Genomic DNA, 22,693 nt, shown 5'->3' on the forward strand with positions numbered 1-22,693 from the left:
GGCGATGGCGGGCGGTTAAGCCGAGCTAGGCGTTGAGCGTGACCGCGGTGAGCGCGGAGGTATTGCCGAGCGCGCTCAGCAGTGTGGTATCGATAAAGACGTTGTAGGTCAGGCGCTCGGCGGGCGGTGGCGGCATCACGTCGAGGTCGAATACCAGCTGCCCGGCAGCGACCTGGCTGGGGGGATTTTCGTCGGGATTGTAGCTCGCGCTGCCGGCGACCAGCGCGCCGCGCCCGATCAGGCTGCGGATGAAGGCGTTGGCGCTGGCCAGGATCGCCGAGATTAGCGCGTTGCTGATCGGCTGATCGATGAACTGGAGCATCGCGAGCTCCACCGACTCCTCGATCACGTCCATCGTGCGGCGCACGTTGATGAAATTGTCGGGCGTGGTCGAGGAAGGAAAAGCGGCCGAACGGTTGCCCCAGAGGCGCGGGCCGGTGCCGAAGGCGTTGAAGATGGTCACGACGCCCTGGGCGTTGAGGTTGTTAACGTCGCTGGCCGCGTCGATGACCGAGGCGTAGAGCGTCACGTCCGGGCCGAGCGGGCCGTTGACGGGCGTGTTGGAGGGCGACCACCAGTAGCCCTTCTGGAGGTCCTTGGCGGCGATCGCGCCCGCCACCCATTGCGAGTACGGGCCGACCGCCTCGGAGTTGGCCGCGTTCTGAACCGGCGTGCCCGCCGAGTTGAGCGTTACGCCGGTGGGTATCAGGCCGGTGTCGAGAAACTTCTCCTGCGGGTAGCAGAGCACCGCGCGAGCCGAGCTGGTGGCAAATGCGTTGCCGGTTGCGGCGCGGTCGGCGATTATCGTCGCGGGCGAGGTCGACGGCGGTGAATCGATGAGCGCGATCGCGCGGATGGTTTCCGCCATCGAGAGCAACGCGGCGGCGGTTGGCGCGTCCTGCGAGTAACCGGGCGCGATCAGGATCTTGGGAAAGAAGCCCAGGGTGCCGTAAGTCGTGCGCAGCGTCTGGATTCCGGAGTAAACGGTGCCGCTGACCGCGCCGATTATGTCGGTGTCGGTGACCTTGCCCGGGTCGGCGTAGTTGAATGATACGCTGAGCGCCTGGCCGGAGGTGATCGCGCCGCCGCTCTTCGCAGTAACTACTCCATTTACGGCGTCGAGCGTATAGTCAGTGCCATTGATGTAGGTAGTGGTGCCGGCTGAGTTCTTGACCGCAACGTCCCATACGCCCATGTGGCCGAGGCTGACCGCCTGCGCACCCGACGCCGGCATCGCGAGCGCGAGCCCGCTGACGGCGGTGAAATGGACGTAGGGATTGAAGACGTCCACCACCACCGCCTGGCCCGCTCCCTGGGCCTGGATGGCGGCCAGCGCGTAGGGCACCGTGTAACCCTGGATGAGCGGGCCGAAGGCGGCCGCCGAGCCGGCGATATTCGGATTGGCGGTGAAGTTCACCAGCGTCGGCGTCTGGAGCAGAGTGCCGGCGAACGTGACCAGCTTCCAGACTGCGGTCCCGTCGTTGGTGGTGGCGTTGAGCGCGGTCGCCCACACCGGTGCGGCGGAGCCGGTGGTGCCGGAGGTCAGGCACTGCTGGACGTTTCCATTGGCGTCAACGATCTGCTGGCCGCCGGAAACCATCCAGTTGGCCTGCCAGAGGTCGAGCGCGCCGGCCACCGCCCACAGCGGCGCGCTGCCCACTAGTCCGATCACCGCCGATTTGACGACCGTGATCGGCATCGGCCCGGTGGCCACCTCGATGGTTTCGATTCCATGTAGAAAGCTGGCTGGCATCTCTTTTCCTTTTCAACACTGGTAAGTGCGGGTTGGCTGTGGGTGCCGGACAACTGCCGAGGTCGGGTCCGCCAATAGATCAGTTCGTGGGGCTGGTGGGATAAGGCGAGCCGCCGGCGATTGCGGTTACGGTGTCCGCGTAGTTATAGCCGACGACAACGCTCGCGCCGGCCGGGATAGCGCCGCCGCTTATGCGAGTGATGATGCCGTTTACGGTATCGACTGAGTAATCGACGCCGCCCACATAGGCGGCGCCGCCGTCCGCAGACGCAACGCTCACGCCGCTGAGGTTGCCGATGGGAAGGCGGATCTGATCCTGCGCGTTGAAAGTGAAGCTCGCCGGCGGCGCGGCAGCAGTCGTCTCGCCCGCCTCCTCCAGTGCGTTGCCCTTGGCGAAGAGCGGGAAGTTGTCCGCCGTAGACGCCTCGACGGCCATCGTGTCGAGCGCGTAGAGACACGACCAGGCCCAGGCCGCGCCTTGCGCGTCGCGGCCGAGGAATTTCTCGCGCAGCGGATACATCTTGCGGCAGCCCGGGACGCGGAAGCCGGTCAGCGTCGCGCGGATCGCTTCGAGCAGGGCGTGGGCGCCGGGGCTCGGCCCCGACGGATCGGCGCCGAAGCTCCATCCGAGGTCGCGCACCATCAGCGTTATCTCGAACTCGAGCCGCCGCGTCTGGACGATCGCGGCGGTATCGACGGGTGCGCCGTAGGTTGCGCCGCGCCAGGCGACCAGCGCGGCGCCGATGCGATGGGCAAGGCGGTAGGCAGCGGGCTTGTCGGGAAACTGCACGACCTCGACGCTGCCGAGCTGGGCGCGCAGTTGGGCTGCAATCGCGGACTCGATCGTCGCGATGTCGAGCGGCGTTGGCGGAGTGAAGGTCTGGCCCGCCCACGGAGCGTCGAGCGTCACACCCATCGTCAGAACCCCTTGAGGCCGCCGCGGTTGAACATCCGCGCCGGCAGCGCGCCCGAGCGGTCGCCGCCGGCCTCGCTGGCCACGGCGCCGGCCGCTTCGCCGGGCTCCTGATTGTCGAGCGCGAGGCCGAGCGTGAGGGTGCCGTCGGCGACGCGCATCAACAGAGCGAGGGCGTCCTCATAGCGCGTGCGCGCCTCCGCGAGGTCGTGCAGGGGGCGCAGCGTCTGAAGTCGGTACATCGCGACGTCGCACGCCAGGCGCACCAGCACTGCGGGCGGATCGCTGAGCGGCAGGGCGAACCGGCTTTCGAGGTAGCCGTCGATTTCCGCCGAGGCGTCGGCCAGCGCCTGGGCCAGGGCCGCTTCATTGACCGTGGTCTGGGTCGGATCTTCGTTGGTCAGCTGGACCAGGTCGCGGTTGGGATAGCGGGCGATCATGTCGGAGGGCTGTGCGTATGCCATCGTCGATTCTTCCTTGCGCCGGCCGCCGGTGGGCGGGAGGCCCGGGGCGGGGCCTGGCGGCGTCCGCCCCGGGCGTGCGGCGGGAGGAGGGGGTCAGGCGAGATATTCGCTGACGATGAGCTCAGCGCTGTTGCGCCAGATGTTGGAGGTGGTCACCCCGGAGCTGGCCCCGGCGCCAACCATGAACTCCGAGTGGAGCAACTGGCGGGCGGCTTCCTCGAGCGCTGGCGGCACCAGCAAATAGACGCCCTTGCCGCTGGAGAGCGCGCCGAAGGGCAGGCCACCGTCGGTCTTGAATGAGCGCATCGCGGCGCGCGCCGCACCGTAGTTGGCCGGATTGCTGAGATCCATGTTGCTCGCGTAGCAGAGCTGCCAGAGCCCGACGCCAGTGTTGGCGCGGCCGTCGACGCCGTAGCGGAATTCGCGGCGGTTGAAGACCGCTTCGTCGGTCAGCGTGTTCATCCGGGTAACCGCGTACTCGCGACGCAGCTGGAAGATGAACGGACGGATCGGGCGCGACGCGTCGACCAGGAACCAGTATGGCCCGCCGCCGCCGGAGTTGACGTTGGCGACCTGGGTCTGGTTCGAGCCCATCGGGCCCACCGGATGGGTGGTCGCGAAGAACGGCTGGCCGTCGTAGGCGAGCACCGAGGCAGGCGTGGCGACGGCGCTTTTGATCATTGAGAAAAGCAGCATGTCCGGGTGGACTTTGGTGTCCCAGCCGAGCTGTTCGATGACCGGCTCGTAAACGCCGTAGGTGTCGTCCTCGATGTCGTTGCGGTCGATGCCGATGGTGTCTTCGAAGTTCTTGTTGACGATCGTGTAGGCGTGGGCCTCGAGCGCCTGGACCACGCGCTCACCGAGCCACTCGCGAAAACGGGTGGTGCGGCCCAGCCATGGATAGGTGGTCTGGCGCGAGCCCGAGCGGACGATCGAGGCGATCTGCTCGTAGTAGCTCGGCGGCTTCTCGAAGCCGCGCTGGAAGATGACGTCGAAGCCGGTGAACAGGGCGGTGAGATTTGCTGCGCTGATTTCCATCGTTACTACCGTTGAGGCCCGCGGCGCGGCCGCGGGGCGGAGGATGGCGTCGCGGTGTCAGGCGGCGAGCGCCGCCTGGTGCCAGAAGTCGACCCAGACCTGGCCGCTGGGGTCGAGGTTGACGACCGTACCGGCCACGCTGCGAGTCGGCGCGCCCCAGTTGTACGAGACCAGCACGGTTGACGCCGCCGCGATCGCGCCACCACTCGGCGGCAGCATGATCATCCCGGCCTGGTAATCGACCACGTAGTCCTTGCCCTCGACGTAGGTGGTGCCCGGCGGTGAGGAGGTCACCACCAGCTTGGAGATGTTCTCGTGACCGACCGTGATTACCTGCGCGCTGGTCGAAGCGGGAAAGGTATGCGACTCGCCGCTCACCGCGGTTGCCCCCGAGCCGTCGCTCGCCGACACGGAATTGTCGTCCACTGCGAAGCACAGCGCTCCGACCTGCGCCTGTGCGAGCGAGCCGTCGTTGACCGCATACATGAAGACGCCGCGCCGGCACACGATCGAGATCGCGCCCGCCGCGCCCGCCGGCTGGTTGGTGCCAGGAATCATCGCCGACGAAGTATTGATCGCGTCCTGGCCGGGCAGACCGTTGTACAGCCGCTCGGCCCGCCCGACGATTTTCAGCCCCGACGCTGAACTGGCCGGGACCGCGTTGCCGTTGGCGTTGAGTGCGACCATCGCGCCCAGATAGATGGTCGTATTCGCCTCGACCGGGTAGATTTGCATTCGCCCGAAGTCGGCCATTTCAGGCGTGTTGCGGGAGCTGCTTAGAGCCGCCATGGGGTTACCTCGTTGGGATTGTGCCTGTGGATGAAGGGCGCGGCGGCAGGCTTACTCGCCGCCGTGATTGAGGCGCAGAAAATCGCCGTGCCCCCCACGCCTGCGCCGCAGATAGTCCTGCGCATTTACTCCGAGCTGAACGCAGATCGCGGTCTCGACCGCGCTGAGCGCGTTTGCGCCGGCGCGCCCGAGCTGACGCGGCGGCGCGATGTCGGCCGCGGCGCGCTCGACCTCCACGCCGAAGACCGCGGGCTGGCGGGCGACGAAGGCGGCGAAGCCGTCGACGTCGGCCTGGCAATACGAGACCGCCCACTCGCGCTGGGCGGGGATCAGCTTGCCCGCGCGGATTGCCTCGTCCACTGCGCGCTCGGCGCGCTCGCGCGCGCCCTGCGCGCGCATCCGGTTGAGCTCGCTTAACACCTTCTGGAACTGCGCGACCGGGACGTAGCGCGCGGGGTCGGCGTCCGCGCCGCCGGCGCTCATCGCGCCGCCGTCCGCCCGCGCCCCTTCCGCGCCGCGCTCGTGCTCGGCGCTGGCCTCGCCGTTGGCTGCGTCCTGCGCGTCATCGTCCGCGTCGCCGCTGAGCAGTGCGCGGACCGCGGCGAGCGCCTCCTCGGCCGAGGCTTCATCCGGCAGGCCCAGCAGCTTGCGCAATTCGTCCAGCAATGAATGCATGATTCCGTCCCTGGCATGGCCCGCGCTTGCTGCCGCGCGCGCCGAAATTGCGGTCAGATAGAGGTTGGGATTGTTGGTCAGCCCTGCGCGCAGAAGCCGCATAACCTCGCCCTCCGCGGTGTATTGGAAGACCGGCGAGATGTAGCGGTACTCGCGCGACGCGATCGCCATCGCGCCGTGCGGAGTCCACTCGACGCGGCCCCACAGCGCCCCTTCCCGCGCGGCGAGTTCACAGATCCATCCCGCCGCCGGCGCCGGACGCCCTTTGGGTGCGGCGAAGTCCGTCGCATGGTCGTAGTCGATCGGCAGCCCGGCCGCCATCGCGAGCTCGTTGGTCGCCGCGATCACAGCGGCGGGGTCGCTGAGGCGGAAAGGGCCGCGGCCGTCGCGACCGGAAAACTCGCCGGTGGGGATCAGCATTACCCATTCGGGCGGCGCCGCTTCGCCCAGGTGGCTGTCGTCGAGCACGACGCCATGCACGGCGAGCGCTGCGCCTTGCGGGGCGGGCCTGGCGGATGTGAAGTGCGTCGCGTCCATCGCGGCGGATTGTGCCGCAGGCCGCAAAGCCCGGTAAGGGTGAAATATTTCACCCCCAACGATCCGAGGATGGACGGCCGCACGACTAGCTATTCGGCGCGAATACTCAATGGGGGTGACTGCGTATCAATTTGTGCCGGTAATTCGCGGATTTCAGGGTTGGCCGAAAGTCTGCGGCGAGAGCGGCTCTGCGATGAAGCGCGCGCCGTTCCGCTCGAAGTCACGGGACTGACTAATGAATCCGTGCAGAATTACTAACAGTCGCCGCCGCGTGCCGGTGTTGCGCTGCAGAGCGGAGGGTCAAAATAGCGCGCCCGCAGGGACAACGCGTTACACTCGCGCGGCGCTCGCCAGCCGCACGGGCCGGAGCCAAGCCGCGCGCGCTCTCATTCGGGCAGCTCACCGAGCAGCATTCGGGCTGCGCAAAAGTTGGTGCTCGGGAGGCTCTCGCTGAACCATTCATAGACCGGCGCCAGTGGGGCGCGGGCCTGCGCTACGCGGCCCCGCGCGCGCATCAGCCGCGCGATCGAAGTCGCGGCTCGCAGCTCCCACGATTTGGCCTCCCGCGCGCGGGCGACCTCGATCGCGTCGTGCAGATACGCTTGGACCGAATCGAGTTCGCCTGCCGCAGCGGCGAGTTCGCCGAGCAGGCGGCGGATTTCGACTAGCGGGGCAGAGCGCTGGACGAGGGCCATCCGCGTCGGCATGCGGGGCGCGCGCCCGGGCCCGGGCTCAGATGCGGTCGCTGACCGCGTCCTCGCGCATCGTCGGCTCCGGCCGCTTCTCGATCGGCTGCCAGTGGCGCACGCTCTCGCCGATATAGACTTGGCGCGGGCGCGCGATCTTCTGCTCGGGGTCGCGCACCATCTCGGCCCACTGCGCCATCCAGCCCGAGGTCCGCGGGATCGCGAACAGCACCGGGAACATCGTCATCGGAAAACCCATCGCCTGGTAGATGATCCCGGTGTAGAAGTCCACGTTCGGATACAGCCGGTGCGAGACGAAATATTCGTCTTCCAGGCCGATCTTTTCGAGCTCGAGCGAGATGTCAATCAGCGGGTTGCGGCCGGTGACCTCGAACACCTCGTAGGCGAGTTTCTTGACGATCTTGGCCCGTGGGTCGTAGGCCTTGTACACCCGGTGCCCGAAGCCCATCATCTTGCGCTCGCCCGCCTTGACGCTCTTGATGAACTCGGGCACGCGCTTGACCGACCCGATCTCCATCAGCATCCGGATCACCGCCTCGTTGGCGCCGCCGTGCAGCGGACCGTAGAGCGCGGCCGTCGCCGCCGCCACTGCCGAGTAGGGATCGACCTGCGAGCTGCCCACCGAGCGCATCGCGTTGGCCGAGCAGTTCTGCTCGTGGTCGGCGTGCAGGATGAACAGCACGTCGAGCGCGCGCTCGAGCACCGGGTTGGGCTTGTACTTGAGCTCGGTCATCTTGAACAGCATCGAGAGGAAGTTGCCGGTGTAGCTGAGCTCGTTGTCGGGGTAGACGTAAGGCAGGCCGCGCGTATGGCGGTAGGCCCACGCCGCCAGCGTCGGCATCTTGCCGATCAGCCGGCGCGTCTGCAGGCGGCGCGACTCGAGGTCCATGATGTCCTTGGCGTCGGGGTAGAAAGTGGACATCGCGCCCACCGTGCCCACCAGCATCCCCATCGGATGAGCGTCGTAGCGGAAGCCCTGCATGAAATGCTTGATGTTCTCGTGGACCATCGTGTGGGTCTTGATGTTCTCCTCCCACGCCCGGTAATGCGCCTCGTTGGGCAGCTCGCCCTTGACCACCAGGTAGGCGACTTCGAGGTAGTTGCTGCGCTCGGCCAGCTCCTCGATCGGGTAGCCGCGGTAGCGCAGGATGCCGCGCTCGCCGTCAATGAAGGTCACCTTACTGCGGCACGACGCGGTGTTGGTGAAGGCCGGATCGTACGACATCAGGCCGAAGTCGTCGGCGCCGGTCTTGATGTCGCGCAGGCGCGAGGCGCGGATCACGCCGCCGTCCTCGATCGGGATCTCGTACTGCTTGCCGGTGCGGTTGTCGGTAATCGTCAGTGAGTTCTTAGCCATGAGCGTTTCCTTCTCTGGCGCAAGCTTCTACCGGGCAGTCTTGTCCGATCAGCGCGCGAACTCAACCCCGCGAATCAACATATATACAGCTCAAGGATCGAGCACGCCGGCGCGCCCACTGGCGCCGCCCGGCCGCGCATGGCACGCTGTCCGATCATGAGACTCTGGGGCGACCAAGCAGGGCGCGCGCCATGATCGATCGCCTGATGACCTCGCTCTCGGCCGCCATCGTGGCGACCATCTCGGCGATGGGCTACGGCGGGATCGTGCTGTTGATGGCGATCGAGAGCGCCTGCGTGCCGCTGCCATCGGAAGTCACGATGCCGTTTTCGGGCTACCTGGTCGCCGCCGGGCGCTTCGACCTGCAACTGGTCGCGCTCGCCGGCGCGCTCGGATGTCTGCTGGGCTCGTACGTCGCCTATTTTATCGGCAAGGGCGGTAACCGCCTGCTCGTGCGCTACGGGCGCTACGTCCTGATCGCGCCGCACGAGATCGAACTCGCTGAGCGCTTCTTCGAGCGCTGGGGTGCGCAGGCCGTCTTCATCAGCCGCCTGCTGCCGGTGATCCGCACCTTCATCGCGCTGCCGGCGGGGGTGGCGCGGATGCGGCTTGTGCCGTTCACGATTTACACGCTGCTCGGCTCGTACCTGTGGTGCCTGGGCCTTGCGTGGGCAGGGATGAAGCTGGGGCAGCACTGGGACGATCTCGGCCCGTATTTCCATCGCTTCGACGGCGTGCTCGGGGTGCTGATCGTCGCCGGGGGCGGCCTGGTGCTATACAATCGAATCAAGGGAATCGGCGGCGCACACAGCGCCGCGCGCGACTGACGATTCAGCCGGCGCGCGTCAGTCGATTGCTGATTTGATGCGCGTGCGCGGCGGCGACCGTGCCGAGCGCTTTCGACGATGGCGGAGCGCGATTTCGATCCTGACCGGCTCACCGAGGTCTTCCGCAGCATCGATTCGATGCGGGTGAAGATGGCCTATGACCTGATCGCCGGCAGTGGGCTCGAGGTTTTCATCTTTGACGGCGACATGTCGCGGATGCTCGGCTCGACCTCCGCGGTGCCGGCGCGCCTGATGGTTTACGCCTCGGACGCGGCTGAGGCGCGCGCCCGCCTAAAGGACCTTGGCTTCAGCGAGTAGCGGGTATCATCGCGCCGCCGACTCGACCATCGCGGCGAAGCCGCGCAGCGCGGCGGCGATGAAGGCGCGCACGCGCGCCGGGTCTTTGCTTCCGCGCCGGTGGGGGACGTCGGTATGCGTGAACGAATCGACGCCCCACGGGCGGACCGCTGCGATCGCCGCGCCGACATTCTCAGCGCTCAGCCCGCCGGCCAGGATTACGGGCACGCGCGAGCGCTCGACGATCGCGCGGCTTATCTGCCAGTCGTGGGTTTCGCCGGCCGTGCCCTTGGCGCCCGAATCGAGCATCAGGTAGTCGGCTGCCTGCTGATGCGCGTCGGCCTCGGCCATTGTCTCTCCGGCGCGCACGGCGATCGCGCGCAGTAGTCTCGTCGGCGCCACCCGCGCGCGAATCCATGCGCAGTCCTCGGGCTCGATCTCGCGCGCGGCGACGTGCACGACATCGGGCCGCACCGCGTCAACCATCGCGCAGATCTCCTCCCGGTCGTCGCTCAGCGAGAGCGCGACGCCGCGAGCGCGCGGGCGGATTGCGGCGAGAATTTCGCGCGCGGCGCCGGCGCCGATCGCCTCGGGCACCACCCCCGGCTCGGCCACCACCACGCCGATCTGATCCGCGCCCGCCTCGGCCACCATCACCGCGTCCGCGACCGAGGTCATGCTGTAAATCTGGATGATCATCTTTTTTCACCAACTCTCGCCCGCCGCTCCGATGGTGCGGCTGGCCTGAGTGCTGTGCGCGGGTTCATCAACTCGCGGTCGGTTAAGTTGCCCGCCTAGAGCGGCTTGACCAACTGGCGTTCGTACGCGGCGGCGATCGCCGCGAGCGTGTCGGCCTCGGCGGCCGGCTTGTCGTCGCGGATACGGACGATGCGCGCGAAGCGCAGCGCGATCCCGCCCGCATACTGCGGACTGCGCTGGAGGTCGCTGTAGGCGACCTCGACCACGATTTCGGGGCGCACGAACACGGTGCCGTGCGCCTCGTCGGTCTTGAGCGCGAGCAGCCGCGCCGTCATCTCCTCGAACTGTTCGTCGGTCAGTCCCTTGAAGGTCTTGCCAACCTCGACCAGCCCGCCGCGCTCGCCGTCGCGCGCCGCCAGATGGTAGTTCGACAGCCATCCGTGGCGCCGCCCGTAGCCCCAGTCGGCGGCGACGATCACCAGATCCAACGTGCGCGCGTGCTTGATCTTGAGCCATCCGCGGCCGCGCGCGCCGGGCGTGTAGCGGCTGTCCAGCGCCTTCGCCATCACGCCCTCGTAGCCCGCTGCAATCGCCTCGGCGTAGAAGCGTTCGGCTTCGGCGAGGTTGGCCGGCACGATCCGCGCGGCCAACGAGAGTCCGGTTTCGGCCGCCATCCGCGCCAGCTCGGCGTAGCGCTCTTGGTAGGGACGGTCGATCCACAACTCGCCATCGCGGGCCATGAGATCGAAGACGAACAGGCGCACCGGCTGCTCGGTGCGCAGGCGCTCGACCTCGCGCACGCGCCCGAAGCGGCGCATCACCTCCTGAAACGCGAGCGGGCGCCCGCAGGCGTCCACGGCGATGACCTCGCCGTCGAGGATCGCGTGGCGTGCGCCCAGGCGCGCGGCCGCTTCGGCCACTTCGGGCAGGCTCGCCGTGATCTCGTTGAGCCGGCGCGAGAAGATGCGCACGCCGTCGGGCGCGCGATGGATCTGGACACGCGCGCCGTCGAGCTTGTGTTCCAGCGCGAAGCGGCGGCCGAGGATGGCGAAGGCGTCTGCGACCTCGCGCGCCGGCTGCGCGAGCATCGGGCGCAGCGGGCGCGCGGCGGCGACGCCCGCGGCCGCCGCCGCGGCCATCTCAGCGCGGGCGGCGCCGAGGGCGCCGCCCGGCGCGCCGGCGCAGGGGGCGGCTGGCGCGCGCAGCGCGCGCGCCAGCCGCCCCACGTCGCCCTCCAGCATGTGCATCCGCCGCACCTCCTCGGTTGGCCGCCCCGCCATCTTCGCCAGCGCCTCGACCATTAACCCCTCGCTCATCCCGTGGCGCATCTCGCCGATCAGCACCTTGGCCGCGTACTTCGCCTCCAGCGCCGTCATCCGCGCCAGCAGCTCCCGCAGCATCGCGAGCTTGCGCGGCCGCGCGTTGCGTCCCTCGACCTCGGCGATCTCGGCGAACGTGCGCGCGACCTCGTCCAGCGTGAGCGTGGGCGCAGGCTCCTCGCGCCGCATGCGCATTGCCATCTCGACCGCCTCGCCGAAGTCGGCCGCGGCGGCGAAGATCTCCTCGCCCTGGTCCTCGCTGCCGCCGAGCTCGGCCGCGATCTTCCATACCGCGCGGCCGCTGATATTGAGCGGCTTGGCCGCGCCCTGCTCGAGCGCGCGGCCGACCATGAAGCGCGCGGCAACCGCGGCCTCATTGGGCTCGAGGCCGGCGAGAAAGTCGGCGGCGAGCGCGGCTATTTGAAGCCGGCTGGAGGTCTGGCTAAGCGACTGGCAGAGCTCGGCGAAATCGTGGAAAGAGGCCACAGCAGGGATTAAACCCGCCCTGTTGCGATTTACGCAATAGCCGGCTTCGCTTCCGCTGCAAGCGGGATTTCCTATTCGGTCCCGCGAAGAGGAGGGGCAAGAGTTGGGATAATTGGCGCACGGGCGAAGCAGTCGCGTCGGACCGGCGGGCAGGGAGGCGCGCCCCGCTGGAGTGGGGATGCCCCTGATCGGCGCCGCGTTCGCCTACCCCCCGAGCGGATGCGCGCGCAGAAATTCCGTGAGCGCGGCGACGAACTCCTCGCGCTTCTCGTGGAAGAACTGATGGCCCGCGCCGGGGATGATGTGCACCTGCGCGCCCGGGATACGCTCGGCGATTATCTCGGAGTTGCGCGCCGGAATCAGCACGTCTTCGGCCCCCGTGATCACCAGCGTCGGCGCCGTTATCTGCGGCAAGCGATCGTAGGTCTTGAATTTGAAGGTCGAGTCGAGCTGGAGCTTGTAGGCGTAGGGCGGCGTCGGATGCTGCAGGACCCGCGTGATCGCCGCCTCCAGCACGTCGCGATGGCTCCGGATGTAGCCCTCGGTGTATCCGAGCGGCCACGCGCGGCGGATGATGTCGGCGTCGGAGAGCCCCGCGCGCGGCGCCATCAGGATCTTCATCGACTCCGGCGGGGCCGGCACCGCGTTGCGCCCGCCCGCCGTCGTGCAGCCGAGGGTCAGCGTCTGGACGCGCGCGGGATGGTTGAGCGCGAGCTCCTGCGCGATCATCCCGCCCATCGAGACCCCGAAGACGTGCGCGCGCGCGATGCCGAGAGCGTCGAGCAGGGCGGCCGCGTCGTCGGCCATCGCGGGAATCGAATACTCCTCGCGCGGCTTGTCGCTGCGTCCGGTGCCGCGGTTGTCGCACACGATGGTGCGGAAGCCGCGCGCGAGATCCGCGATCAGCGCGGGCTCCCACGAAAGCGCGCTGCTGCCGAGCCCCATGATCATCAGCAGCGGAGCGCCGCCGCCGTGGCTCTCGTAGTAGAGGTTGATGTCGCGGACGCGGACGGTGGGCATCGCGGTCTCTCCTCAGGCCCTGAAATTTTGCGCCGGCGCGCTTAGCCCGTCGCCGCGCGCATCGGCGCCGGCGCCTCACTGGGCGCGCTGTCGGCGGCCGGCTTGCGAAAGCGCATGATCAGCTCGCTGCGCAGGATGTAGGCGGCGTCCTCGTAGATGAAGCCGTGGCGTTCGAGGATCTCGGTCAGCCGGGCGCGGGTGTAGTGCGTGATGTGCTCGTCCTTGTAGCCGCCGGGCTGGAAGAACCCGTACAGCGGCTCGATCGTCCGCCAGCCGACCGTCGCGTAGTCGGGCGTCCCGATTATCAGCATCCCGCCTGGCCGCAGCACCCGCTTCATCTCGGTGAACAGCGCGTCGTCGTACGGGACGTGCTCGATAACCTCGGAGCTGATCACGCAGTCGAAGCTGCGGTCGCGAAAAGGGAGACCGAAGGCGGTGCCGCGCACCAGCGGAATCCCGTAGCGGCGCAGGAAACGCACCTTGTTGTGGCTGAAGTCCATCCCGATCGCGTTGTTGAGGCTCTGGATGATCAGGCTCGAGCCGCATCCGACGTCCAGCGTGCGCCCGGCGTTGCGCGCCCAGGAAACCGTGATGTTGTGCCGGCGGCGCTGCCAGTAGCGCTGGAGCGGGATGATGCTGTAGAACGCGCGCTCGTCGTAGTCGGCCGAGTCGATCGAGTTGCGCATCCGCCACATGCTTAGCGCCGAGCGCATAATGTCCCAGCCGAAGCGCAGCATCCGTGCATGCGAGCGCCCGGCCGAGCGCGGAAAATAGGTGAACGGCACCTCGGTCACGCTGAAGCCGCGCGCCCATGACTTGATCAGGATCTCCTCCTGGACCTCGAAGTTGCGGCTGGTCAGCTCCAGTGCTTCGAGCACCTCGCGCCGATAGAGCCGAAAGCCGCTGGAAAGATCGCCGATCGGCACGCTCAACAGCCGGCGCAGGAGCGCGTTGAGCATCCAACTCGACATCCGCCGGCTAAGCTCGGTGTAGGCGACCCCGCCGCGCACGTAGCGCGAGGCGATCACGATGTCGGCGCGCTCGCGCGCACGCCACATCTTGGCCACGAACGCCGGCTCGTGCGACATGTCGGCGTCCAGCGTCAGGACCCACGCTCCGCGCGCCTCGGCAAAGCCGGTCGCCAGCGCGCCCGCGTAGCCGCGCCGGCGCTCGGGCAGCACGCGCGCGCCCAGCTCGGCGGCGACCTCGCGCGTGCCGTCGCTCGAGCCGCCGTCGATCACCAGGATTTCGGCTTCGAGATGGAAATGGTCAGCGATCTCGCGCAGTCGCGGGATGAGCGCGCGCAGGTTGTCGCGCTCGTTGATCACCGGCAGGATGACCGAGAGGTCGATCGCCATGGGACAATCCAATAGTCGCAATCGGGGACGAAGGAAACAGGCCCGCCACCGCGCGCGCACGCCCGCCTTGATTCACCCGCACCGCGCGCCGTAACTTTAGCAGCCGGAGGCGGGGCTGGCGATGCGAGCGCAGAGTAATTCTGACCGCGGACTGTTTCGTTCATCTCTTGCGGCGCTGGCCGCGCTCGGGCTGGCGCTCGCGGCTGCCGCGACGCCCGCCGCCGCGGCGCGCCACGGCCGGCGCAGGCCGGCGCCCGCGGCGCCCGCGGTCGCGCTCAGCCAGATCCACGTGCTGGGCGATCGTCCGGCGCCGTTTGCGCTCGACGCCCACGCGGCAATGATGATCGACGCCCGCTCGGGCGCCGTGCTCTACGCCTACAACGAGCGCGAGCGGATGCAGCCGGCGAGCCTGGCCAAGCTGATGACGTTTTACCTTGTGCTCCAGGCGCTTCAGCAGCATCGGATTACGCCCGAGACGATGGTTACGGTCAGCGAAAAGGCGTGGCGGCTGTCGATGGATCAGAGCGTGTCGCGGATGTTCCTCGGGGTCGGGCAGAAGGTCTCGGTCCACGACCTGCTGTACGGCCTGATGGTGTCGTCGGGCAACGACGCCGCGGTCGCGCTGGCCGAGTACCTCGGCGGCTCGACCGACGGCTTCACCGCGCAGATGAACGCCGAGGCCAAAAAGCTCGGGCTCGACGACACCCACTTCGAGAATCCCGACGGCCTGCCGATGCCCGGGATGTACACCACCGCCGCCGACATGGTGAAGCTCGGGCGCGCAATCACCGAGCGCTTTCCCGACGCTCGCACCTACACTTCGGCCAAGGAATTCACCTTCGACAAGATCCGCCAGCCCAACTTCAACTCGCTGCTGTTTTACGACTCGCGGGTTGACGGGCTCAAGACGGGGCACGTGCAGGAAGCCGGCTACCATCTGGTCGCCAGCGCGCACGCGGACGGCATGTACCTGATCTCGGCGGTGCTGGGCGCCTCGTCGTCGTGGGCCCGGCGCACCGAGACCGAAAAGCTCATCGACTGGGCCTTTCGCACCTTCGCCAGCGTGCAGCCCGACTGGCACAAGGCGCTGCCGGCGAAGATGCGCGTGTACTGTGGCGCGGCCAACGAGGTCGCGGTCGCGCCCGCCGCCGTGCCCTACGTCACGGTCGAACGCGGCCAGCAGGGCAAGGTCGGACTTCAGGGCGCGTTCGACGCCAACTACCTGGTGGCGCCGGTCGCCCAGGGGCAGAAGGTGGGCACGCTCGCGCTGATGGTGGACGGCAAGGCGCAATCGACGATCCCGGTCCTCGCACAGGGGGCGGTCGCGCCTGGCGGCTTCTTCAAGCGCGTCATCGATCGCGTGCGCATGCGCCTGTAAAGGGCGCGCGCTCTTGATTTTTCCCGGGAAGTGGCTGGCCTGGTTGGCGGGGCGGCGCTCGGGCACGAAGCGCTTGGGGTCGTCCCAGAACTCCGGATGGCGGTCGCGTCCGCCCAACTCCGCGCGCAGTTCGGCCTCTCTAGGTGTCGGGCCGGCGCTCGCCGTCGGAGGTTCCTTCGGCCTCGCCGCTGCGGCGGGCGGTGGTATCGGCCAGCACCGCGTCGATCGTGGCGAGCAAGCGGTCGTGCGCGATCGGCTTGGGCACGTAGGCGGTGCATCCCGCCGCCGCCGCGCGCGCGCGATCGTCGATCGACGCGTACGCGGTGACCGCGATCACCGGGATGTTTTTCCACTGCGGATGGCTCGCGAGCAGGCGCGTCAGGGCCAGCCCGTCGCGTCCGCCACTCAGCGCGAGATCCATCAGCACCAGGTCAACCTGGCCTTCGGTCAGCCGCCGGCGCATCTCGGCTTCCGACGCCGCCAGGCTGACCTCGTAGAAGTTGCCGAGCAGCGCGGCCATGAAGGTCTGCGTGTCGGTGTCGTCCTCCACCACCAGCAGCCTGGGCCGCTGGCGATGCGGCAGGCGACGCGGCTCGGGCGACGGCTGCTCGCCCGGAGTCTGCGGCACCGGATGGCGAATCTCGCTCTCGCGCGCGAAGCGGATGGTGAAGGTTGAGCCGGCGCCCTTGGTGCTTTGCACCGAAAGGCCGGCACCGTTGAGCTCGAGATAGCGCTTGGCCAGCGCCAGTCCCAGACCCCATCCCTCGAAGCGCCGGTTATAGCTCGATTCCTCCTGCAGGAACGGCTCGAACAGGCGCGGCATGAAGGCGGGATCGATCCCCACACCGTTGTCGCGGACCTCCAGCCGCAGAGCGCCGAGCCGATCGCGCCACAGGCGGACCTCGACCCGGCTGCGACGTCCGCGCCGCGTGGGCGGGGTGAACTTGAGTGCGTTCTGCACCAGGTTGGTGAGCGCGCCATTGAGGCAGTGCTCGTCAAACATCAGCGCAACCTCGGGCTCGTCAATATGCGCCTCGAGCGCGATCCCCTTGGTGGCGGCGAGCACGTGCAGGTCGCGCAGCAGCCCCTCGACGAACGGCTTGAGCCGCAGCGGTTTGGGCGCCACACTGAAGGCGCCAGCCTCGATCCGCGAGTAGTCGAGCACGTGCTCGATGGTGCGCAGCAGGCGCTGGCCGGCGCGGTCGATGCCTTCGAGGAAGACGTCCTGGCTGTGGTCGCCGCGCATCGCGAGGTACTCGGCGACCAAGCCTGTGTAACCGAGAATCACGTTGAGCGGCGTGCGGATCTCGTGGCTGGTGTTGGCGAGGAAGACCGACTTCAATCGCGAGGCTTCCAACGCGGCGTCGCGCGCCCGCTCCAGCTCGGCCTCGACCTGCTTCTGGCGCGTGATGTCGCGGATGTTCAGGTGCACGCACGGCTGCGAGCCGAGGTTGAGCCGGACCCCGGTCACCGAGGAGGGAATCTCGGCGCCCTTGCGCGAACGCAGCACCGTCTCCAGCGCGAGCACCTCGCCGCGCTCTGCGATTTCATGCAGAAAGCGTTCGAGATCGCCGCGGCGCGCCCAGAATCCGGTCTCTTGCGGCGTCCTTCCCAGCAGCTCTTCAGGCCCGTAGTCGTAAATGCGCTTGAAGGCGCGGTTGACGTCGGTGATGCGCCCGTCGGCGACGCGAAAGATCAGCTTGGCGTCGAGGCTGCCCTCGAAGACGCCGCGGAAGCGCGCCTCGCTCTCGCGCAGCGCCTCTTCGGCCTGCTTGCGCGCCGTGATGTCGCGCGAGTTGACCAGCACGCTGAAGCCGCTGTGCTCGTTGCGGATGAGGCGGCCGATCGATTCGAAGTGGCGCGTGCTGCCATCCTTGTGGACCGCGCGAAATTCGAGCACGCCGGTGATTTCGGGATTTAGCCGCGCCTCTTGCAGCGCCTGGCTGAAATAGTTGAGCACGCGCTCGCGATCGGCCGCGTGGACGAAGTCGAAGACGTTGCGCCCGACCAGTTCAGTCGGCTCGTAGCCGAGATGGCGCTCGACCGACGGACTCTCCAGCCGGATCGTCCCGTCGGGGTCGAGCACGGTGACGATGTCGAGCGAATTTTCGACCAGCGCGCGAAAGCCGATCTCACCCTCGAGCGTGCGCGCGCGCCGTGCGTCCTCTTCCACCGGGGCATCTCCGTCCGCGGCGCAGCGGCGCAAGCTGCGGCGCGGGACATCTGAGGCGGGGCCGACAATCAAAAGCAATCGTCTGCCCGGTAGTCGAAGCTCGAACTGAAGCAAGCTTCGCGCCCGCCCCGGAATTGACTTTAATTAGCCAATTTTTATCAAAACTTGCGGAAATTATTCAGACGACGCTGACAAGTGTGATCAAGTGCAACAGTTGAATGCTAAATGCAACTCTATTCTCCGAAGCATGTCTTCCACACGCAGCCTATGGCAACCCAAGCGGTCGGGTTTGCGGTCGCTCCGCGCGGGTCGTCTACGCTGCGGCGGCTAGCGACTGCACCGGCTGCGGCGCTTGACCGACGCGCAGTCCCGTGCACAGCGCGTCCCATCCAACGCGGAGCGCCGCCCATTCGCGCATCATGCTTGAGGCAAAGAGCTCGGACGCGCCGCTGACCGCGGCAGTGAAACGGAGCAGCGCCGCCCGCAAGTCCGGACCGATCGGCGCGGCGAGCAGGGCGAGTCGGGCAGCACGCGCGGCCCGCTCCGCCGGCAACTCGTCTGACAGTTGTTCAATCGCCCACTTGGCGGCGACGAGCGGCAACCCATCGGTGATTTCTCGCGACCATAGCTGGCGCGCGCGCCGATAGGCTAGCTGAGCGGAACGATAACTGCGGTCGCGCCCACTCAGCCAGTTCTCCGCCCATCTACGCCATCGTGGGTCACGATAGCCATCGCGAGCGATGAAAATCGCCACCGTCACATATTTTTCGACCGCATCAGGGTCCGTATAGACGTAGGCGCCATCCCAAGGCAGCATCGATTACTCTCCGAAGCACACAAGCGGGAGGGAAAGTCCTCACTTACATGCTTAAGCATGTGGTGTGCCGAATCCGTACACGTCCCGGATACGCTATGGCTATTTCAGTCCCGGATGCATTGAGATAGCCGGAGGTTTCTCAACGTACACCGTTGCCGCCGTTCATGCAGCGCTGTTCCCTGTGGCACCTGATCCTCAATCTGCAAAATGACTTTGGGGCGGCAGGTTCCCAGCGAGAATAGACCTCCGAAGAGGCCGCTGAGGACGCGAACCATTTTTCGAAGGCGCCGAGAGTAGTTCTCAGGATAGGTCAACTTTGATGCTCAAGATGCAACGTTGCACAAAGTGTAGCGCCAGCACAACTCGAATTGTTCGCGATTCTCGCGAAGTTTATGAGCGCAGCCATGATCGATCGTACAAGTGCGCCAAGCTGGGGAGATCTGAGACATGAATAGATAAATTCAGCAAGTCGCTTCGGAGAGATAAGCGTCTTAAAGTAAAGTCCGGCATATTTAGTGCTAACCGAATACGCAAAGTCAGCTTCGCGCGCCGGCGCAGTGACGCGCGCCTTGGTCGTGTGTACGACTCTCGCCGACTCGCGCTGGCGGCCTGATGAGGGTGCGACGTCATACACTGCTGAGTTGAAACCTGCGACTGCTGTCGCCTGGATCAGCGACGGGCCTCGATAGCCGTTGCCGGCGATGCTCAGTCGTTTCTCCTGATGCTTGGAAAGGAGATATTGCAATGGCGGACAATGACCGAAGGCGTTCGCATTTCGAGACCGCAGGGAAGGTGATGACCGTCAAGGAAGTTTCGGACTATTTGCGAGTCCATCCTTCGACGATCTACCGATTGGTGAAACGCGGGCAGATCCCAGCGTTTCGCATCGGGAGCGATTGGCGCTTCAACGTGGAAACGATCGATCAGTGGCGCACGCAGCGCGAGAGCAGATAGCCGGCGCCTGAGTTGTCAGGCAAACGGCGCGCGGCGCGCGGCAGCGCAGCATTGGGGGATGATGGGCGCAGGGCGAGGCAGGCCCGGCGTCAGCGGTCAGGTTCAGAGCGGATGGTTCGGGAGCCGGGCGGGGTCGCGCACGCGGAGGAGGCGGAAGCGGGGAGCTTCAAAAGGCACCTATTTCTGCACTGCGAGACAACTTTGAGCCTTGAATGGCCGGCCATCGTCGGCATTACTGGCCTAATTTTTTTCTTCGCGACTTTATTTCTGCGGGAATCGTCTATCGCACGAGATTTTTGTCTGGGTGCCCGGAAGCGCGCGACAGACGCTTGCTTTTTGTAATAGGATTCGCGCCGCGGGAGGGCTTGGTCGTCCCGAACAGAGAGAGCAGGCGATGGCTGACCAGGACATGCGGCGTCCGCAGATCGACAATCCGAGGGTGATGACCGTCAAGGAGGTCTCCGAGTACCTCCACGTTCATCCGTCGACGATCTATCGGCTGATCAAGCGCAGGCAGATCCCGGCGTTCCGGATCGGCAGCGACTGGCGCTTCAACGTCGAAACGATCGACAAGTGGCGCACGCAGAAAGAAATGAAATAGCTATTTGACCGTCGCTATTGCCCGACGGCCATATAGGCCCAGTACGGCGCTCCGCCCGTGGGCGACGGGTTGCCTCCGCTCATCCCGACGTACACCTTGCGCCCGAAGAAGAACGGCATGCCGAAGTCAAAGTAGTCGCCGAGCGCGGCGCCGAGGTCGTTGAAGGCGTGGTTGCCGGTGTTGAGCAGCGTGATTGCGTTGGCGATATACACGGTCGCATGTCCCGTGATCAGGTTGACGCCGGTGTTCTGCACCTTCAGCGAAACCAGCCCGGCGGGACAATAGAACATTGTCGTTCCGCATGGCGGGATCGCGGAGCGGAAGAACAGTCCGTTGGAGCCGCTGTCGAAGAAGCCGCTGGTGGTGCGGCCGCTGTACGTGGTCCGGATGTCCAGCGTGGTGGCGTCGGCCTCATAAACATTTGCGGTAGTCGGGAGCTGATTGTTGCTCTGTGTGTCGATGCCTAGGATCAGCTTGCCGCTGACTGCCGGCGCTCCGCTGAAGGAGATCGCCGGGAACCTGAGAATCACGCCGTTGTTGTCCACCGGCAGATGCGCCACCGGATTCTGCACTGCCTCTTCGTCCGACAGCCCGAGCCGGCCGCCGCAGCCGGCGCTGGTGCAGGGAAAGTAGGCGCCGAAGCGGTTGTCGTCCGGCAGCAGGCCAACGCCGAGGATGCCGTTGATACCGAATTGCTGCGGATTCTTGAGCAGCGGGGTGCCGAGGTTTTTACACAGCGAAGGGACTGGCGGCCAGTTGGGGTTGATCACCTGGATTGGCAGGCGCAGGATCTTCGGCTCGCCGCCCATCTTGACGTCGGCCACGGCGATCCGGCCCCACGCGGTAAACGAGCCAAACGGCGTGCACTCGGCGATCGTCTCCCCGCCAGCCGCGGTTTCGGAGTCGAGCTTGATGGTGAGCGCCTGTCTGAAGATCCTCAGGCCGAAGGAGCCGGTATCGAGCAACAGACCGTGGATCCTCTGGCAACTGTCCGTGCCGGTGCGGCATATCCGGACCGTGGCGAAGGGTCCGTTGAGATATTTGCCGTACGGGCCGACCCACACCGTCGTGCCCATCACGTTGGGCGGCGTCGTTTGCGCGGGCGCGGCACTCGATGCGGCAGCGAGCGCTCCGAGCACGGCGATCATCGTCCGGATCACCACGCGCAGCTTCATTCGATCTGCGACTCCTCCACGCCCGGCGGCAGCATCGCGGGCAGCCATGCCCGGCCCCACAGCTCGCCCATGTGGCCGCCGGTCTCGACCGTGACGTCGGGGCCCGTAACCAGGGCATGATGGAGCCCGAAGATGGCCGGCGGCGTCCGCTCGGCGGTCTCGCGGTACTGGTTGAAGTACGCGCCAAGCAGCAGCGCGACGTCGGGCGGCATCGGTCCCCGCCACGCAATCGCGAACACGGTGCCGCCGGAGGTGACGTACTCGCGCACGACGGTGCCGTCGGGCGCCTTGAGCATCGCAACGCTGTACGGGCTCGCGGTGCGTGCGCCCGTCGGTGGCGCCGGGGCTGCGGATTGCGTCACACTCGCCTTCATCCGCGCGGCGTCGCGCGCGACCGAGGCCGAGGATTCACCCAATGTGGCGCGGGCGGGCCGCACCCCGGCGGCGAACGGCAGGATCGCCGCCGCGAGCAGAAGTACGAGTCCGCCGCAGAGCCGCCGCATCGCTGCGATCAACGTTAGAGTGCAAATGCATGCTGTTGCAACTAAAAGTATGCGTCGGATGCGGCGCTGGCTTTTGTGTCCGGCGAGCCGCCACAGTAATGATTAGGCGAGGCGCATGAGTGTCACGACGCGGCCGTGCCGCGGTTTGGCCGCGGTCATCCGGGCTCCGGGCGTGCTACATCCGCCGCGGAAAGGGACCAGCATGAACATGAAGCGTTGGAGCAACTTCATGACCGGAGTTGCGGGCGGCGTCCTCGGTGCGCTCGTCGCGAGCGCGGGGTTGTCGGGGCGGCTATGGCGCGGCGGCGTCGCCGAGGCGGCCGCGCACCATCACGCGCGCACCCTGAGCGCCGACAATTTCGTCCTCGTCGATCGCCACGGCGTCAAGCGCGCCACGCTCTCGATCGTGAGCGGCGAGCCGGTCCTGGCCTTCTACGGGCCCGACGGCAAGACCGCGCGCGCCTCGATCGGCGTTAACCCCGACGGTGTTGCGCGCGTGCGCCTGTACTCGCTCAACGGCGTCCCGCAGGCGGCGCTCGGCGTCACCGGCGACGGCAAGCCGGGACTGGCACTGCTCGACCGCGGCCAGCATCTGCGCGGCACCTTTGACGTCTCGATCGGCGGCGAGCCGACGCTGAGATTGTACGACGACAAGCGTCCGCGGGTGGGGCTCGACGTGACCGAGGCGGGCTCGCCGGGCGTGGCGCTGCTCGACACCGCGGGTAAGACGCGGGCGGCGCTGTCGCTGGCAAGCGATGGCAATCCGGCGCTGACGATGTACGACGCGGGGGGCAATTTGCTGCGCGAGCTGCCGTAGCGCGCGGCGCTCCGCCGGACGCAAGCTGCACGCCCG

At 67.1% G+C, this 22,693-nt stretch carries 22 protein-coding genes; 6 read left to right on the forward strand and 16 right to left on the reverse strand.

The features are described from left to right. Nucleotides 1–25 precede the first annotated feature (25 nt). From VFB33_05480 to VFB33_05515, 8 genes are all read right to left on the reverse strand, one after another. The gene (locus VFB33_05480; GenBank protein ID HZO81126.1) at nucleotides 26–1,753 is read right to left on the reverse strand and encodes a phage tail sheath subtilisin-like domain-containing protein; all 1,728 of its coding nucleotides are present in this window, start codon (nucleotides 1,751–1,753) and stop codon (nucleotides 26–28) included. Nucleotides 1,754–1,832: 79 nt separating this feature from the next. Further along, nucleotides 1,833–2,669, reverse strand: coding sequence for a Gp37 family protein (locus VFB33_05485; GenBank protein ID HZO81127.1), 837 nt, complete (start codon nucleotides 2,667–2,669; stop codon nucleotides 1,833–1,835). Between the two features lie 2 nt (nucleotides 2,670–2,671). Further along, entirely contained in the window at nucleotides 2,672–3,130 is a 459-nt protein-coding gene (locus tag VFB33_05490) for a DUF1320 domain-containing protein (GenBank protein ID HZO81128.1), read from the reverse strand. 93 nt (nucleotides 3,131–3,223) lie between these two features. Further along, nucleotides 3,224–4,168, reverse strand: a complete 945-nt coding sequence (locus VFB33_05495; GenBank protein HZO81129.1) for a Mu-like prophage major head subunit gpT family protein — start codon at nucleotides 4,166–4,168, stop codon at nucleotides 3,224–3,226. A gap of 57 nt (nucleotides 4,169–4,225) precedes the next feature. Continuing rightward, nucleotides 4,226–4,957, reverse strand: a complete 732-nt coding sequence (locus VFB33_05500) for a hypothetical protein (GenBank protein ID HZO81130.1) — start codon at nucleotides 4,955–4,957, stop codon at nucleotides 4,226–4,228. Nucleotides 4,958–5,008: 51 nt separating this feature from the next. Next, nucleotides 5,009–6,169 carry a phage protease gene (locus VFB33_05505; GenBank protein HZO81131.1) on the reverse strand — a complete coding sequence of 387 codons (1,161 nt, stop codon included), beginning with the start codon at nucleotides 6,167–6,169 and terminating at the stop codon, nucleotides 5,009–5,011. Between the two features lie 386 nt (nucleotides 6,170–6,555). After that, nucleotides 6,556–6,864 carry a hypothetical protein gene (locus VFB33_05510; GenBank protein HZO81132.1) on the reverse strand — a complete coding sequence of 103 codons (309 nt, stop codon included), beginning with the start codon at nucleotides 6,862–6,864 and terminating at the stop codon, nucleotides 6,556–6,558. Between the two features lie 37 nt (nucleotides 6,865–6,901). Further along, complete coding sequence (locus VFB33_05515) at nucleotides 6,902–8,233, reverse strand: citrate synthase (protein ID HZO81133.1); 1,332 nt, start codon at nucleotides 8,231–8,233, stop codon at nucleotides 6,902–6,904. Between the two features lie 191 nt (nucleotides 8,234–8,424). On the opposite strand from VFB33_05515, the gene VFB33_05520 reads away from it, so the two are divergent. Further along, nucleotides 8,425–9,060, forward strand: coding sequence for a DedA family protein (locus VFB33_05520; protein HZO81134.1), 636 nt, complete (start codon nucleotides 8,425–8,427; stop codon nucleotides 9,058–9,060). Nucleotides 9,061–9,138: 78 nt separating this feature from the next. Beyond that, on the forward strand, nucleotides 9,139–9,378 hold the full coding sequence (locus tag VFB33_05525; protein HZO81135.1) for a DUF2007 domain-containing protein: 240 nt from the start codon (nucleotides 9,139–9,141) through the stop codon (nucleotides 9,376–9,378). Between the two features lie 6 nt (nucleotides 9,379–9,384). Here the strand turns inward: VFB33_05525 and VFB33_05530 are convergent, their stop codons facing one another. From VFB33_05530 to VFB33_05545, 4 genes are all read right to left on the reverse strand, one after another. After that, entirely contained in the window at nucleotides 9,385–10,056 is a 672-nt protein-coding gene (locus tag VFB33_05530; GenBank protein HZO81136.1) for a phosphoribosylanthranilate isomerase, read from the reverse strand. Between the two features lie 95 nt (nucleotides 10,057–10,151). Beyond that, on the reverse strand, nucleotides 10,152–11,861 hold the full coding sequence (locus VFB33_05535; GenBank protein HZO81137.1) for an ATP-dependent DNA ligase: 1,710 nt from the start codon (nucleotides 11,859–11,861) through the stop codon (nucleotides 10,152–10,154). Nucleotides 11,862–12,065: 204 nt separating this feature from the next. Further along, nucleotides 12,066–12,881 carry an alpha/beta fold hydrolase gene (locus VFB33_05540; GenBank protein HZO81138.1) on the reverse strand — a complete coding sequence of 272 codons (816 nt, stop codon included), beginning with the start codon at nucleotides 12,879–12,881 and terminating at the stop codon, nucleotides 12,066–12,068. A gap of 41 nt (nucleotides 12,882–12,922) precedes the next feature. After that, a complete protein-coding gene (locus VFB33_05545; protein ID HZO81139.1) occupies nucleotides 12,923–14,239 on the reverse strand; it encodes a glycosyltransferase in 1,317 nt (438 codons plus the stop codon). A gap of 121 nt (nucleotides 14,240–14,360) precedes the next feature. On the opposite strand from VFB33_05545, the gene VFB33_05550 reads away from it, so the two are divergent. Further along, the gene (locus VFB33_05550; protein HZO81140.1) at nucleotides 14,361–15,617 is read left to right on the forward strand and encodes a D-alanyl-D-alanine carboxypeptidase family protein; all 1,257 of its coding nucleotides are present in this window, start codon (nucleotides 14,361–14,363) and stop codon (nucleotides 15,615–15,617) included. A gap of 139 nt (nucleotides 15,618–15,756) precedes the next feature. On the opposite strand, the gene VFB33_05555 is transcribed toward VFB33_05550, so the two are convergent. Together VFB33_05555 and VFB33_05560 are read right to left on the reverse strand one after the other, a co-directional pair. Continuing rightward, on the reverse strand, nucleotides 15,757–17,790 hold the full coding sequence (locus VFB33_05555) for a PAS domain S-box protein (protein ID HZO81141.1): 2,034 nt from the start codon (nucleotides 17,788–17,790) through the stop codon (nucleotides 15,757–15,759). A gap of 313 nt (nucleotides 17,791–18,103) precedes the next feature. Continuing rightward, complete coding sequence (locus tag VFB33_05560; GenBank protein ID HZO81142.1) at nucleotides 18,104–18,607, reverse strand: hypothetical protein; 504 nt, start codon at nucleotides 18,605–18,607, stop codon at nucleotides 18,104–18,106. A gap of 744 nt (nucleotides 18,608–19,351) precedes the next feature. Here VFB33_05560 and VFB33_05565 point away from each other — a divergent pair. Continuing rightward, nucleotides 19,352–19,561: a helix-turn-helix domain-containing protein gene (locus VFB33_05565; GenBank protein ID HZO81143.1), complete on the forward strand. Its 210-nt coding sequence runs from the start codon at nucleotides 19,352–19,354 to the stop codon at nucleotides 19,559–19,561. A 394-nt stretch (nucleotides 19,562–19,955) separates the two neighbouring features. Next, nucleotides 19,956–20,162 carry a helix-turn-helix domain-containing protein gene (locus VFB33_05570; protein ID HZO81144.1) on the forward strand — a complete coding sequence of 69 codons (207 nt, stop codon included), beginning with the start codon at nucleotides 19,956–19,958 and terminating at the stop codon, nucleotides 20,160–20,162. Nucleotides 20,163–20,176: 14 nt separating this feature from the next. Here VFB33_05570 and VFB33_05575 read toward each other — a convergent pair whose 3' ends face one another. Together VFB33_05575 and VFB33_05580 are read right to left on the reverse strand one after the other, a co-directional pair. Further along, entirely contained in the window at nucleotides 20,177–21,337 is a 1,161-nt protein-coding gene (locus VFB33_05575; GenBank protein ID HZO81145.1) for a DUF3443 family protein, read from the reverse strand. Next, nucleotides 21,334–21,840: a DUF2844 domain-containing protein gene (locus VFB33_05580; GenBank protein ID HZO81146.1), complete on the reverse strand. Its 507-nt coding sequence runs from the start codon at nucleotides 21,838–21,840 to the stop codon at nucleotides 21,334–21,336. Before VFB33_05580 ends, VFB33_05575 begins: the two co-directional genes overlap by 4 nt. 202 nt (nucleotides 21,841–22,042) lie before the next feature. Here VFB33_05580 and VFB33_05585 point away from each other — a divergent pair, with 202 nt between their 5' ends. Further along, a complete protein-coding gene (locus VFB33_05585; protein HZO81147.1) occupies nucleotides 22,043–22,657 on the forward strand; it encodes a hypothetical protein in 615 nt (204 codons plus the stop codon). The last annotated feature ends 36 nt before the right edge of the window (nucleotides 22,658–22,693 follow it).

It is taken from the genome of Candidatus Binataceae bacterium, assembly GCA_035650475.1.
In the GTDB taxonomy this organism is placed as follows: domain Bacteria; phylum Desulfobacterota; class Binatia; order Binatales; family Binataceae; genus JAKAVN01.

Excerpts from the sequence above, each read along its gene's own strand:
- VFB33_05495 (HZO81129.1), bottom strand. The coding sequence starts at position 4,168 with ATGGAAATCAGCGCAGCAAATCTCACCGCCCTGTTCACCGGCTTCGAC.
- VFB33_05540 (HZO81138.1), bottom strand. The coding sequence starts at position 12,881 with ATGCCCACCGTCCGCGTCCGCGACATCAACCTCTACTACGAGAGCCAC.
- VFB33_05480 (HZO81126.1), bottom strand. The coding sequence starts at position 1,753 with ATGCCAGCCAGCTTTCTACATGGAATCGAAACCATCGAGGTGGCCACC.
- VFB33_05490 (HZO81128.1), bottom strand. The coding sequence starts at position 3,130 with ATGGCATACGCACAGCCCTCCGACATGATCGCCCGCTATCCCAACCGC.
- VFB33_05570 (HZO81144.1), top strand. The coding sequence starts at position 19,956 with ATGGCTGACCAGGACATGCGGCGTCCGCAGATCGACAATCCGAGGGTG.
- VFB33_05530 (HZO81136.1), bottom strand. The coding sequence starts at position 10,056 with ATGATCATCCAGATTTACAGCATGACCTCGGTCGCGGACGCGGTGATG.
- VFB33_05485 (HZO81127.1), bottom strand. The coding sequence starts at position 2,669 with ATGGGTGTGACGCTCGACGCTCCGTGGGCGGGCCAGACCTTCACTCCG.
- VFB33_05560 (HZO81142.1), bottom strand. The coding sequence starts at position 18,607 with ATGCTGCCTTGGGATGGCGCCTACGTCTATACGGACCCTGATGCGGTC.
- VFB33_05510 (HZO81132.1), bottom strand. The coding sequence starts at position 6,864 with ATGGCCCTCGTCCAGCGCTCTGCCCCGCTAGTCGAAATCCGCCGCCTG.
- VFB33_05575 (HZO81145.1), bottom strand. The coding sequence starts at position 21,337 with ATGAAGCTGCGCGTGGTGATCCGGACGATGATCGCCGTGCTCGGAGCG.
- VFB33_05525 (HZO81135.1), top strand. The coding sequence starts at position 9,139 with ATGGCGGAGCGCGATTTCGATCCTGACCGGCTCACCGAGGTCTTCCGC.
- VFB33_05505 (HZO81131.1), bottom strand. The coding sequence starts at position 6,169 with ATGGACGCGACGCACTTCACATCCGCCAGGCCCGCCCCGCAAGGCGCA.
- VFB33_05520 (HZO81134.1), top strand. The coding sequence starts at position 8,425 with ATGATCGATCGCCTGATGACCTCGCTCTCGGCCGCCATCGTGGCGACC.
- VFB33_05500 (HZO81130.1), bottom strand. The coding sequence starts at position 4,957 with ATGGCGGCTCTAAGCAGCTCCCGCAACACGCCTGAAATGGCCGACTTC.
- VFB33_05585 (HZO81147.1), top strand. The coding sequence starts at position 22,043 with ATGAACATGAAGCGTTGGAGCAACTTCATGACCGGAGTTGCGGGCGGC.
- VFB33_05565 (HZO81143.1), top strand. The coding sequence starts at position 19,352 with ATGGCGGACAATGACCGAAGGCGTTCGCATTTCGAGACCGCAGGGAAG.
- VFB33_05580 (HZO81146.1), bottom strand. The coding sequence starts at position 21,840 with ATGCGGCGGCTCTGCGGCGGACTCGTACTTCTGCTCGCGGCGGCGATC.
- VFB33_05515 (HZO81133.1), bottom strand. The coding sequence starts at position 8,233 with ATGGCTAAGAACTCACTGACGATTACCGACAACCGCACCGGCAAGCAG.
- VFB33_05550 (HZO81140.1), top strand. The coding sequence starts at position 14,361 with ATGCGAGCGCAGAGTAATTCTGACCGCGGACTGTTTCGTTCATCTCTT.
- VFB33_05545 (HZO81139.1), bottom strand. The coding sequence starts at position 14,239 with ATGGCGATCGACCTCTCGGTCATCCTGCCGGTGATCAACGAGCGCGAC.